This is a genomic window from Alterinioella sp. B-7, assembly GCF_056857775.1.
Genome location: NZ_JBSXNT010000033.1, coordinates 21,838 through 34,198 on the forward strand (window position 1 = coordinate 21,838; position 12,361 = coordinate 34,198).

Sequence of the window (12,361 nt, forward strand, 5' to 3'; positions counted from 1 at the left end):
GCGGGGGCAGGATGACGGAGAAATTGCTATCGGAACTGGGGCTGACCGCCCCCCTGGGCGGCGACCGGTCCGTCACCGGCCTCTCCATCGACAGCCGCCAGGTCAAACCCGGCCATCTTTTCGCGGCGCTTCCGGGCAGCCGGGTGCATGGCGGCGAGTTCATCCAATACGCGCTGCGCATGAAGGCCGCCGCCGTCCTGACCGACCGGCAGGGGGCCGAGATCGCGGCGGATGAGCTTGCGGCCTCGGATGCGGTCCTGGTCACGGTGGAAGACCCGCGCGCCGCGCTGGCCCATGCGGCGGCCCTTTGGTTCGGGGCGCAGCCCGCCCATGTCGTCGCCGTCACCGGCACCAATGGCAAGACATCCGTGGCCAGCTTCACCCGGCAAATCTGGGCGGCGCTTGGCCATGAGGCGGCGAATATCGGCACCACCGGTGTCGAAGGGGCCTATTCCGCCCCCGGCATCCACACCACGCCCGATCCCCTGACCCTGCACCGCCTGCTGGCCGATATGGCCAGCGAGGGTGTGACGCATGTGGCGATGGAGGCCTCCAGCCACGGGCTGGACCAGGCGCGGATGGAGGCGGTGCATCTGGCCGCCGCCGCTTTCACCAATTTCAGCCAGGATCACCTGGATTACCACGCCACGATGGAGGCCTATTTCGCGGCCAAGCTGCGCCTCTTCACCGAGCTTCTGCCCGAGGAAACCACCGCCGTGGTCAACATGGACGACCCGCACGGGGCCGAGGTCGCCTCGGCCTGCGAAAGGCGCGAGATCGAGGTGCTGACGCTGGCGCAATACGCCGACGATGCGCGCCTCAAGATCACCGGGCGGCGCATGGATGAGACCGGGCAGGATGTGCTTTTCCGCTGGCAGGACAGGCCCTACCAGGCGCGGCTGGACCTCATCGGGGGGTTCCAGGCGATGAACGTGCTGACGGCGGCGGGGCTGGTCATCGGCGCGGGCGAGGAACCCGAGGCCGTGTTCAACGTTCTGGGACAGATCACCGGCGTGCGGGGCCGGATGGAACTGGCCGCGCGGCGCAGGAACGGCGCGCCGATCTATGTCGATTACAGCCATACGCCCGACAGCCTCGCCATCGCGTTGCAGGCGCTGCGCCCGCATGTTCTTGGCCGTCTGGTGGTGGTGCTCGGCGCGGGCGGCGACCGCGATCGCGGCAAGCGGCCCCTGATGGGGCAGGCGGCGGCGGAAAACGCCGATGTGCTGATCGTGACCGATGACAACCCGCGCAGCGAAGACCCCGGCCTGATCCGGGCGCAGGTGCTGGCAGGCTGCCCCGGTGCGACCGAGGTGGGCGACCGCGCCGAGGCGATCCTGCGCGGCATCGACGCGCTGGCGCCGGGCGATGCGCTGCTGATTGCGGGCAAGGGGCACGAGACCGGCCAGCAGGTGGGCGATGTGGTCTATCCCTTTGACGATGTTGAACAAGCCTCTGTCGCGGTGGCCGCCCTTGAGGGCATGGAATGAGACCGCTCTGGACCGCCGGGGAGGCCGCTGAGGCCACGGGCGGGCAGGCGCGCGGCGATTGGCGGGTGACGGGCGTGTCGATTGATACGCGCACGATTGAGCCGGGCGATCTGTTCGTCGCCCTCAGTGCCGAACGGGACGGGCATGATTTCGTGGCCCGGGCGCTGGACAAGGGGGCGGCGGCCGCGATGGTGGCCCGTATCCCCGAGGGCGTGGCAGAAGATGCGCCCGTGTTGATTGTGCCCGAGGTCTTGCCCGCGTTGGAAGCCTTGGGGAAGGCGGCGCGGGCGCGGACCGGGGCGCGGGTGGTGGCCGTGACGGGCTCGGTCGGCAAGACCACGACCAAGGACATGCTGCGCGTGGCGCTGTCTGCGCTCGGGCCGACCCATGCGGCAGAGGCGAGCTACAACAACCATTGGGGCGTGCCGCTGACGCTGGCGCGGATGCCGGTGGAGACGGAATTCGCGGTGATCGAGATCGGCATGAACGCGCCCGGTGAAATCGGCCCGCTTTCGCGCTTGGCCCGCCCGCATGTCGCCGTGATCACGACGGTCGCGGCGGTGCATCTGGAGGCCTTCGAGTCGGTCGAGGGGATCGCGCGCGAGAAGGCGGCGATCTTCGAGGGGCTGGAGCCCGGCGGCGTGGCGGTGATCAATGCCGATCTGGACGTGACCGGGCTGCTTGACGCAGCCGCGGGGCAGGCGCGGATCGTCCATGTCGGCGCGGCGGAGGGGGCCGGGGCGCGCCTTGAGGAGGTCACGCTCGGCGATGACGTGACGGTCGTGCAGGCGCGGATCGCGGGCGCGCCGGTCCTCTTCAAGTTGAACGCGCCGGGGCGGCATCTGGCCCATAACGCGCTGACGACGCTGGCCTGCGTGGCCGCGCTGGAGGGCGACCTTACCCGCGCCGTCATGGCGCTTGCGGGCTGGAAATCGGGCGCGGGGCGCGGGCTGCGCGAGCGTATCGTGCTGAACGTCCCCGACGACCAGGCAGTGGAACTGATCGACGACGCCTTCAATGCCAGCCCAACCTCGGTGGCGGCCAGTCTGGAAGTCCTGGCGGCGAGCCGGCCCAGGGGCCGGGGGCGGCGGGTGGCGGTTCTGGGCGATATGCTGGAACTGGGGCCGACAAGCCCCGCGCTCCACGCCGGGATCGCCGATCTGGAGGCGGTGGCGGAGATCGACCTGATCTGCACCTCCGGGCCCCTGATGGCACATCTGGATGCGGCCCTGCCCATCGCAAAACGGGGGCTGCACACGGACACCCCGCAGGAGATGGCGCGCGCGCTTCCGGGGTTGCTCTGGCCCGGCGACATCGTGCTGATCAAAAGCTCCAAGGGCGCCAAACTCTCGCTGGCAGTTGACGCGCTGAGAAAATTGGGCCAATCGATTGGTGAAACGCGCGAGGAAACCCCCTAGATGTTGTATTGGCTGAGCGATCTGACGGATGGCGGCGATTTTTTCAATCTGTTTCGCTACATAACATTCCGCGCTGGCGGGGCGTTTTTCACCGCGTTGATAATCGGCTTCGTCTTCGGCCAGCCGCTGATCAACTTGTTGCGCCGGAAATACCAGTACGGGCAGCCGATCCGCTCGGACGGGCCCGAGGGCCATCTGGAAACCAAGGCGGGCACGCCCACCATGGGGGGCCTCCTGATCCTGGCCGCGCTGACCTTTTCGACGCTGCTTTGGGCGCGGTGGGACAATGCCTATGTCTGGATGGTCCTGTTCGTCACCGTATCCTTCGGGGGCGTCGGGTTTCTGGATGACTACCGAAAGGTCAGCCAGAACAGCACCAACGGTGTGCCGGGGCGCATCCGTTTCGGCATCGGCCTCTTGATCGCGGCTTTCGCGGGCATCATGGCGATGCTGCTCCATCCCGAGGAGCTGTCGGGGCAACTGGCCTTTCCGGTCTTCAAGGAGCTCTTGCTGAACCTCGGCTATTTCTTCGTGCCGTTTTCCATGCTGGTCATCGTCGGCAGCGCCAATGCGGTGAACCTCACCGACGGGCTGGACGGGCTGGCCATCATGCCGGTGATGATCGCCGCCGCAACGCTCGGCGTGATCGCCTATGCCGTGGGACGGGTCGATTTCACCGAGTATCTCGACGTGCATTACGTGCCGGGCACGGGGGAATTGCTGATCTTCACGGCGGGGCTGATCGGCGGCGGGCTTGGCTTTTTGTGGTATAATGCGCCGCCTGCCGCCGTCTTCATGGGCGATACCGGGTCGCTGGCGCTTGGCGGCGCGCTTGGCGCGATCGCGGTGGCCGCGAAGCACGAGATCGTGCTGTCCATCGTCGGCGGGCTTTTCGTGGCCGAGGCGCTTTCGGTGATCATCCAGGTGCTCTATTTCAAGCGCACCGGCAAGCGGGTCTTCCTGATGGCGCCGATTCATCATCATTTCGAGAAACGCGGATGGGCCGAGCCGCAGATCGTGATCCGGTTCTGGATCATCTCGCTGATCCTGGCGCTGATCGGGCTGGCGACGCTGAAGCTGCGCTAAGAGCCCTTGACCTGATTGTGGCCCTGCGGGCCGCTGGTTGGTTTGGACGGTGAACGGCATTGACGGTTTGGTCCGCAGCCGGGGCTGGTATTCGGGGCAAGCGTGGATGAGTATTTTCACCAAGCAGATGATGGGAAGAAGGGGCGGATCGCGATGATCCCGGTGCAGGGAGTTGAGGGCAAACGCATTGCGGTGCTCGGGGCGGGACGGTCGGGCCTGTCGGCGGCGCGGGCCTTGCGCGCGGGCGGGGCCGAGCCGCTGCTCTGGGACGATGGCGCGGGGGGGCGCGCGGCGGCGGAAGCGGAGGGCTTCGCCTTGCGCGACCTGACCCGCGGCGGGGCGTATGACGGGGTCGATCTGCTGGTGACCTCGCCCGGTATCCCGCATCTCTACCCCGCGCCGCACCCCGCGATTGCGGCGGCCTACGAGGCGGGGGTGCCGGTCGACAATGATATCGGCCTCTTCTTCCGCTCCTTCGGGGCGGGCGATTGGGCGCTGCATGACATCGCCCCGCGCGTGGTCGCGGTGACGGGGTCGAACGGCAAATCCACCACTTCGGCGCTGATCGCGCATATCCTGGCGGAGGCGGGCACACCCTGCCAGCTGGCCGGCAATATCGGGCGCGGGGTTCTGGATATCGAGCCGCCGGGCAATGGTGAGGTGATCGTGCTGGAACTGTCCAGCTACCAGACCGAACTGGCCCGCGCGCTGACGCCCGATATCGCCGTCTTCACCAATCTGAGCCCCGATCACCTGGACCGGCATGGCGGCATGGGCGGCTATTTCGCGGCCAAGCGGCGGCTTTTCGCGGAGGGCGGCCCGGATCGCGCCATCATCGGTGTGGATGAGGTGGAAGGCGCCTATCTGGCCGGACAGATGAGCGAGGTGGCGGCGGATGGGCGGCTGATCCGGGTCTCGGTGGCGCGCAAGCTGGCCGGGCCGGGCTGGAACGTCTTTGCGCGCAAGGGGTGGCTTTCGGAGACGCGCAAGGGGCGGCAAGTGGCCTCCATCGACCTGCGCGGCGTGGCGGGCCTGCCGGGATCGCACAATCATCAGAACGCCTGTTGCGCCTATGCGGCGGTTCGCGCCCTGGGGCTGGCGCCCAAGCTGATCGAGGCCGCGTTTCATACCTTCGCCGGTCTGCCGCATCGCAGCCAACTGGTGGGCGAGAGGGACGGGGTGCGCTTTGTCAATGACAGCAAGGCCACCAATGTTGACGCGGCGGCCAAGGCGCTGGCGGCGTTTCCGCGGGTGCGCTGGATCTGCGGCGGCTTACAGAAAGAGGGCGGGCTGGAGGGCTTGCGTCCGGCGCTCGGCAACGTGGCCAAGGCCTATGTGATCGGACGCGAGGCGGAGGGCTTCGCGCTTGGGCTTGGCGCGGTTCCGGTCTCGGTCTGCACCACGATGAAGCGGGCGGTGGCCGAGGCCGCGCGCGACGCCGAACCGGGCGAGGTCGTGCTGCTGGCGCCCGCGGCGGCGAGCTTTGACCAATACGACAATTTCGAGCGGCGGGGCGAGGATTTCGCGGCCTGCGTCGAGGCTGTGCTGGCGGGCTAGCCGCGCCGGTGATAGGTCAGGGCGTTTGAGATCAGCAGGTGCAGCTTGTCCGTGTCGGGGGCCTCAAGGTCCTGAAACAGCACCGCCCGGTTGCCGTCATAGCGGAAATCGGTTGGGAACAGGCTGCGGAAATCACTGATCAGGCTGGTCTGGCAATGCGCGAAGATCGCGTAGCCGCCGGTCCTGGGCACGCCCAATCGCAGCGGGCTGCCGGTTTTCGGGACCGTCGCATAGGAGGGCTCGCCCCATTTGAGGCTTTCGACGATCCGGCCCGCGCCTGGGGTCTCCTGTGCCACCTCGAAGATCAGCGCGCGCAGACGCAGGAGGCCCGCGCGGGCCGGGTCGGGGAAGCCCGCGAACCGCGCCGCGATCTCGGCATCCGCGATTTCAGCCAAGCGCCTGCCCCCAGGTGCAGGCCAGCCCGTCGCCATCGGGGTCCAGCGCATGGGCGTCGCGGGCCGGACCGCCGCGCGCCAGGAAGAAGCGCTGCGCGTCGGCGGCGCTGCTGAAATCGCTGCAATCGCGGTCATCGACCAAGGTGCCGGTCTGGGCGCGCGGGAAGGTGGCGCTGCCGCGCAGCCCGCGCGAGACGACGCCGACGGGCCGCCCGTCGCAACTGGCCAGGCCCCGCTCGATCAGTTCGACCTCCAGCATCATGTCGGTGTCGCGCCCCACGGCCGAGCCACCGGCATAGGTCGCACAGAGCGTGTCGGTATTCTGCGATGCGATCCAGACCGCGCGCTGCTCTGGGTCCATCTGGTCGACTGCGTTATACACGATGCCGCAGGCCGAAAGCCCTGCCAGCGCCATGCCCATGACCGTCGGTTTCATCGCTGCTCTCCTTGTCCCATGTTTTGCGGCAAGGCTTCCACGGAATTGGGCGGGCTGTCGAGATTCGTCCGGCCAACCGGCGGAGATGTGCCATTTCTCTGGCCCCGCGCGGCATTTCGCGTTAGGCTTGCCCCAGATCCGGGACAAAACCGGACAGGCAGAGGCAGTATCGGGCGGAACCCATGACGGAAATGGCGCATGGCACAGTACTTGTGCAATCGGGCGAGGCGATTCTGCCGCGGTGGTGGCGGACCGTCGACAGGGTCACGCTGGCCTGTATCTTCACTCTTTTCCTGATCGGATTGCTGCTTGGCTTCGCCGCCTCGCCGCCCTTGGCCGCGCGCAACGGGCTCGATCCGTTCTACTATGTCTACCGGCAGGCGTTCTTCGGCGGGCTGGCTTTCGTGGCCATGATCCTCACCTCGATGATGAGCCCGCAACAGGTGCGCCGCCTTGGCGTGCTCGGCTTTTTCGGGGCCTTCGCCGCGCTGGCGCTGTTGCCGGTCTTCGGCACCGATTACGGGCAGGGCGCGGCGCGCTGGTATTCGCTTGGATTTGCGTCGGTGCAACCCTCGGAATTCCTGAAACCCGTCTTCATTATCTTCACCGCCTGGATGGTCGCCGCCAGCCAGGAGATCAACGGCCCCCCCGGCAAGACGCTGTCGCTGGTCGTGATGATGGTTGTCGTGGGGTTCCTGGTGATGCAGCCCGATTACGGACAGGGGGCGCTGGTCCTCTTTTCCTGGATGGTGATCTATTTCGTCGCCGGGGCGCCGATCTGGATCCTCGGTCTGATCTCGATCATCGTCGCGGGGGGCGGGATCCTGGCCTATACGACGGTCGAGCATGTGGCGCGGCGGATCGACGGATTCCTGTCGGCCGAGGTCGAGGCCAACACGCAGCTGGCCTATGCCGAAAACGCCATCCGCGAGGGCGGATTCTTCGGCACCGGGCTTGGCGAGGGGTCGGTCAAATGGACGCTGCCCGATGCCCATACCGATTTCATCATCGCGGTTGCGGCCGAGGAATACGGGCTGGTCCTGGTCCTGCTGATCATCGCGCTCTTCGCCATCGTGGCGCTGCGGGGGTTCTTCCGCCTGATGCGCGAACGCGACCCCTTCACGCGGCTTGCGGGGGCCGGGCTGGCCGCCGTCTTCGCGTTGCAGTCGATCATCAACATGGGCGTCGCCGTGCGGCTTCTGCCCGCCAAGGGCATGACGCTGCCATTTGTCTCCTATGGCGGCTCCAGCCTGATCGCGACGGGGGTTGCGGTGGGTATGCTTCTGGCCTTTACCCGGTCGCGTCCGCAGGGCGACATCTCGGACATTCTCTTCCAGCGGCGCGGATGAGGCGGCTATGGCGGGCAATCCTCTCATGATTATCGCGGCGGGCGGCACGGGCGGGCACATGTTCCCCGCGCAGGCGCTGGCCGAGGCGATGATCCGCAAGGGCTGGCGGGTGCGGCTGTCGACCGATGCCCGCGGCGCGCGCTATGCGGGCGGGTTCCCGCATGTTGTCGAGGTGGTGCAGGTCGCCTCCGCCAGTTTCGCGCGCGGTGGCATGGCGGGCAAGATCGCCGCGCCGTTCAAGATCCTGGGCGGCATCCTTTCCGCCACCTTGCGCATGATGCGGGAAAGGCCGGCCATCGTTGTGGGGTTCGGCGGTTATCCGACGATCCCGGCGCTGGCCGCCGCGTATATCACCCGCCGCCCGCGCATGATCCATGAACAAAACGGCGTGCTCGGCCGGGTCAACAAGCTTTTTGCGCGCCGCGTCCAGATGGTCGCCTGCGGCACCTGGCCCACCGATCTGCCAGAGGGCATCACCCATGAGCACACCGGCAACCCGGTGCGCGCGGCGGTGCTGGAGCGGGCGGGCGCGGCCTATATCACCCCCGGCGATTACCCGATGAGCCTGCTGGCCATCGGCGGCAGCCAGGGCGCGCGTATCCTGGCCGATACGGTGCCCGCGGCCATCGCGCTGCTGCCCGGGGAGATCCGGCAACACTTGCGCATCGCGCAACAGGCCCGCCCCGAGGATCAGGACCGCGTCATCGCCGCCTACTATGAGACCGGCGTGCCCTGCGAGGTCGAGCCCTTCTTCCGCGACATCCCCCGGCGCCTGTCCGAAGCGCAGCTTGTGATCAGCCGCGCGGGCGCCTCCTCCGTGGCCGACATATCCGTCATCGGGCGGCCCTCGGTGCTGATCCCCTTTGCCGCCGCGACCGGCGATCACCAGAGCGCCAATGCGCAAGGACTGGTCGATGCGGGCGCGGCGCTGCGTCTGAGCGAGGACGAATTGTCGCCCGAGACGCTGGCCGAGGCGATCTACACCGTCCTCAGCCAACCCGACCTGGCGCAGCAAATGGCCCGTGCCGCAACGGAAACCGGCATCACGGACGCGACGGATCGTCTGGTGGCCCTTGTGGAAAGGCTTGCACATCCATGAATATACAGCATGACATCTGGGCCCGCTGGCCCGCCAGAGGACCAAGCACCATGAACGCAGCGACAAAACTGCCGACCCAGTTGGGGGCCATCCATTTCGTCGGCATCGGCGGTATCGGCATGTCGGGCATCGCCGAGGTGCTTTTGAACCATGGCTACGAAGTGCAGGGCTCGGACCTGAAACCCTCGAAAATCACCGAGCGGCTGGAATCCCTGGGCGCGCGCATCTTCATCGGGCAGAAGGCGGAAAACCTCGAAGGCGCCGAGGTCGTCGTGATCTCGACCGCGATCAAGGATGGCAACCCGGAAAAGGACGCCGCCCGCGCCCAAGGATTGCCGGTCGTGCGCCGGGCCGAGATGCTGGCCGAACTGATGCGGCTGAAATCCAACATCGCCATCGCGGGCACCCATGGCAAGACCACGACCACGACAATGGTGGCGACGCTGCTGGATGCGGGCGGGGTCGATCCGACCGTGATCAATGGCGGCGTGATCCACGCCTATGGCTCCAACGCGCGCATGGGGCAGGGCGAATGGATGGTGGTCGAGGCCGACGAGTCCGACGGCAGTTTCAACCGCCTGCCCGCGACCATCGCCATCGTCACCAATATCGACCCAGAGCATATGGAGCATTGGGGCAGCTTCGACGCGCTCAGGCAGGGGTTCCTGGATTTCGTCTCCAACATCCCCTTCTACGGTCTCGCGGTCTGCTGCACCGACCATCCCGAGGTGCAGAGCCTCGTTGGCAAGATCACCGACCGGCGCGTGATCACCTATGGCTTCAACGCGCAGGCCGATGTGCGCGCGGTGAACCTGACCTACAAGGGCGGCGTGGCGCATTTCGACGTGGTGCTGCGCGCCGAGGATATGGTAATCGAGGATTGCCGCCTGCCGATGCCGGGCGATCACAACGTCTCGAACGCGCTCTCGGCCATCGCGGTGGCCCGTCACCTGGGCATGAAGAACGCCGAGATCCGCGCGGCCCTGGCCAATTTCAAGGGCGTCAACCGCCGCTTCACCAAGGTGGGCGAGGTGGATGGCGTCACCATCATCGACGATTACGGCCATCACCCGGTGGAAATCGCCGCCGTGCTGAAAGCCGCGCGCCAGGCCTGCGAGGGCCGCGTCATCGCGGTGCATCAACCGCATCGCTACACAAGGCTGCATTCCCTCTTCGAGGAGTTCTGCGCCTGTTTCAACGAGGCCGACGTGGTGGCCATCGCCGAGGTCTTCGCGGCGGGCGAAGAGCCCATCGAGGGCGCCAGCCGCGACGATCTGGTCGCGGGGCTGGTGGCCCATGGTCACCGCCACGCCCGTGCCATCCTGGACGAGGATGACCTGGCGCGCCTCGTGCGCGAACAGGCGCGGCCCGGTGACATGGTGGTCTGCCTCGGGGCGGGCACGATCAGTTCCTGGGCGCATGGCCTGCCGGAGCGGCTGAAGAAGGGAGCCGCCGCATGACGCTGTCGCTGATCCTTGCCTCTGTCTGGGCGATCTTGGCGACGGCTCTTGCCTTCCTGCCGATGCGGCTGCAATTCGCGCCGGGGATTGTGCTTCTGGTTCTGGCACTTCCCCTGCTGGTCTTCATCGGGGTCCAGCACGGGCCCTGGATCGTGGCGCTGGTGGTGGCGGGGATCGTCTCGATGTTCCGCCGTCCGCTGGCCTATTTCGCGCGCCGCCTCATGACGCGGATGCGCGAGGGAGCAAGCTGATGCCGCTGTCGCTGACCCTTGCCAGCCTCTGGGGCCTGACCGCCTGCTTGTTGGGGCTCGCGCCGGCCCGCGTTCATTGGCCCGCGGCCGTGTGCCTGATCGCCACCGGCATTCCGATCCTGGGCTATGTCACATGGCAGGTCGGGCCGGTCTGGGGGTTCGTGATGCTGGCCGCCGGAATCTCTGTCCTGCGCTGGCCGGTCTTCCATGCGGGCCGCTGGCTGCGGCGGCGGTTCTTGCAGGGGTAGCGCGATGGTTCTTGTCATCGTCCTGGTCATGGCGGTCTATTTCGGGGTCGGCGGCATCGTCGGATATATCCTTGGCCGCGCGGTCGGACGGTTGCCGCTGGTGATATTCTGCCTGCTCCTGGGTGCTGCGATCCTCGGGATGCTGGTCCTGCCTGCGATCGGCGTCGACACCTCGGCGATCCTGGGCGACGATACGCGCGGCAACCGGATCGTGGCCTACAGCGCCCTGTCGCCGGGGCTGGCGGGGGCGGTGCTGCTCGGCGCTTTGGGGCTGAGGCAGCGCAGGCGCGCCGGGAAAGGGTAGCGCGATGGACGTGACCGTCATTACCTATGTCATCGCCAGCCTGGTCCTGGGGGCCGTTGCCGGGTTTTTCCTGGGCCGCTTCACCTCGGGCGCGATCCTGTGGCTGCTTTGGGCGGCCCTTGTCGGCGCGCTGCTGCTGTTCCTGATCCCTGCGCTCGGGGCGCTGGCGGGGTTGGAGCAGGACGGCTTCAGCCGGGCGGCCTATGTGTTCCTGTCCTGGATCTTCCTCGCCCCCGCGCTGGCGGCCTCGATCCTCGCGGGCTGGTTCGGAATGCGCGGACGCCGCGCGGTGCGGGCAGGGGCCCCACGCGATGAGTGAGCTTGCCCTTCCCGAAACCCGCGGCCGCCTGACCCGTGACCGCGACCTGTCGGACCTGACCTGGCTGCGTGTCGGCGGGCCGGCGGATGTGTTGTTCCAGCCCGCGGATCCGGACGACCTGTCGGATTTCCTCAAGGCCCTCGACCCCGCCATCCCGGTCTTTCCCATCGGCGTCGGGTCCAATCTCATCATCCGCGACGGAGGGCTGCGGGCGGTCGTCATCCGGCTTGGACGCGGTTTCAACGGGATCGACACGGGCCAGGGGACCGTCACGGCGGGCGCGGCGGCGCTGGATGCCCATGTCGCGCGCAAGGCGGCCAGTGCCGGCCTGGACCTGACCTTCCTGCGCACCATTCCGGGCAGCATCGGCGGCGCGCTTGTCATGAATGCGGGCTGCTATGGCTCTTACGTCGCGGATCATTTCCAGAGCGCCGAGGCGGTGCTGCGCGACGGCACGGCCGTGACGCTGACGCCCGACGACATCCATTTCCAGTACCGCCAGACCGACCTGCCCGAAGGCGCGGTGGTCACCTCGGTCACATTCCATGCGGATCCCGGCGACCCGGAGGCGCTGGAGGCGCGGATGCAGGATCAACTGGCCAAGCGCGACGCGACGCAGCCGACGAAAGAGCGCAGCGCAGGCTCCACCTTCCGCAACCCGGCGGGGTTTTCCAGCACGGGACGCGATGACGACACCCATGACCTCAAGGCCTGGAAACTGATCGACGAGGCGGGGATGCGCGGGGCCCGGCAAGGCGGCGCCCAGATGTCCGAGAAACACAGCAATTTCCTGCTCAACGCGGGCGGGGCCACGGCGCATGACCTCGAATCCCTGGGCGAGGAGGTCCGAAAAAGGGTTTTCCAAAACAGCGGAATAGAGCTAGTATGGGAAATCAAGCGGGTCGGCGATGCGGTCCGTGCGACGAAGCCGGAATAACCGGCGAGAATA

At 67.4% G+C, this 12,361-nt stretch carries 14 protein-coding genes; 12 read left to right on the top strand and 2 right to left on the bottom strand.

What is annotated here, in order from left to right; translation table 11 throughout:
• Positions 1-11: 11 nt before the first annotated feature.
• The 4 genes from AC13C7_RS11965 to murD all read left to right on the top strand — a co-directional run bounded on the left by AC13C7_RS11965 (position 12) and on the right by murD (position 5,551).
• The gene (locus AC13C7_RS11965) at positions 12-1,490 is read left to right on the top strand and encodes a UDP-N-acetylmuramoyl-L-alanyl-D-glutamate--2,6-diaminopimelate ligase (RefSeq protein WP_482867616.1); all 1,479 of its coding nucleotides are present in this window, start codon (positions 12-14) and stop codon (positions 1,488-1,490) included.
• Positions 1,487-2,908, top strand: coding sequence for a UDP-N-acetylmuramoyl-tripeptide--D-alanyl-D-alanine ligase (locus AC13C7_RS11970; protein ID WP_482867617.1), 1,422 nt, complete (start codon positions 1,487-1,489; stop codon positions 2,906-2,908). The genes AC13C7_RS11965 and AC13C7_RS11970 overlap by 4 nt, the downstream gene beginning before the upstream one ends.
• Positions 2,909-3,994: a phospho-N-acetylmuramoyl-pentapeptide-transferase gene (mraY, locus tag AC13C7_RS11975; protein WP_172321370.1), complete on the top strand. Its 1,086-nt coding sequence runs from the start codon at positions 2,909-2,911 to the stop codon at positions 3,992-3,994.
• Between the two features lie 153 nt (positions 3,995-4,147).
• The gene (murD, locus tag AC13C7_RS11980; RefSeq protein WP_482867618.1) at positions 4,148-5,551 is read left to right on the top strand and encodes a UDP-N-acetylmuramoyl-L-alanine--D-glutamate ligase; all 1,404 of its coding nucleotides are present in this window, start codon (positions 4,148-4,150) and stop codon (positions 5,549-5,551) included.
• Here murD and AC13C7_RS11985 read toward each other — a convergent pair.
• Both AC13C7_RS11985 and AC13C7_RS11990 read right to left on the bottom strand, forming a co-directional pair.
• Positions 5,548-5,946, bottom strand: coding sequence for a DUF1801 domain-containing protein (locus tag AC13C7_RS11985; protein ID WP_482867619.1), 399 nt, complete (start codon positions 5,944-5,946; stop codon positions 5,548-5,550). The genes murD and AC13C7_RS11985 overlap by 4 nt on opposite strands.
• A complete protein-coding gene (locus AC13C7_RS11990; protein ID WP_482867620.1) occupies positions 5,939-6,382 on the bottom strand; it encodes an excalibur calcium-binding domain-containing protein in 444 nt (147 codons plus the stop codon). Before AC13C7_RS11990 ends, AC13C7_RS11985 begins: the two co-directional genes overlap by 8 nt.
• A 182-nt stretch (positions 6,383-6,564) precedes the next feature.
• Between AC13C7_RS11990 and ftsW the strand changes: the two genes are divergently transcribed.
• From ftsW to murB, 8 genes are read left to right on the top strand one after another with little or no spacing between them, the layout of a single operon-like run.
• Positions 6,565-7,731 carry a putative lipid II flippase FtsW gene (gene ftsW / locus AC13C7_RS11995; RefSeq protein ID WP_446118734.1) on the top strand — a complete coding sequence of 389 codons (1,167 nt, stop codon included), beginning with the start codon at positions 6,565-6,567 and terminating at the stop codon, positions 7,729-7,731.
• Between the two features lie 7 nt (positions 7,732-7,738).
• A complete protein-coding gene (locus AC13C7_RS12000) occupies positions 7,739-8,830 on the top strand; it encodes a UDP-N-acetylglucosamine--N-acetylmuramyl-(pentapeptide) pyrophosphoryl-undecaprenol N-acetylglucosamine transferase (RefSeq protein ID WP_482867621.1) in 1,092 nt (363 codons plus the stop codon).
• Between the two features lie 50 nt (positions 8,831-8,880).
• Positions 8,881-10,290, top strand: a complete 1,410-nt coding sequence (murC, locus tag AC13C7_RS12005) for a UDP-N-acetylmuramate--L-alanine ligase (protein ID WP_482867622.1) — start codon at positions 8,881-8,883, stop codon at positions 10,288-10,290.
• Positions 10,287-10,541: a DUF2484 family protein gene (locus AC13C7_RS12010; protein ID WP_172321365.1), complete on the top strand. Its 255-nt coding sequence runs from the start codon at positions 10,287-10,289 to the stop codon at positions 10,539-10,541. Before murC ends, AC13C7_RS12010 begins: the two co-directional genes overlap by 4 nt.
• Positions 10,541-10,789 (top strand): DUF2484 family protein, encoded by a 249-nt coding sequence (locus tag AC13C7_RS12015; protein WP_482867623.1) that lies wholly within the window; start codon positions 10,541-10,543, stop codon positions 10,787-10,789. Before AC13C7_RS12010 ends, AC13C7_RS12015 begins: the two co-directional genes overlap by 1 nt.
• 4 nt (positions 10,790-10,793) lie before the next feature.
• On the top strand, positions 10,794-11,093 hold the full coding sequence (locus AC13C7_RS12020) for a hypothetical protein (protein ID WP_172321363.1): 300 nt from the start codon (positions 10,794-10,796) through the stop codon (positions 11,091-11,093).
• Between the two features lie 4 nt (positions 11,094-11,097).
• Positions 11,098-11,412, top strand: coding sequence for a Z-ring associated ZapG family protein (locus AC13C7_RS12025; RefSeq protein ID WP_446118744.1), 315 nt, complete (start codon positions 11,098-11,100; stop codon positions 11,410-11,412).
• Positions 11,405-12,349 carry a UDP-N-acetylmuramate dehydrogenase gene (murB, locus tag AC13C7_RS12030; protein WP_482867624.1) on the top strand — a complete coding sequence of 315 codons (945 nt, stop codon included), beginning with the start codon at positions 11,405-11,407 and terminating at the stop codon, positions 12,347-12,349. The genes AC13C7_RS12025 and murB overlap by 8 nt, the downstream gene beginning before the upstream one ends.
• Positions 12,350-12,361: the final 12 nt, after the last annotated feature.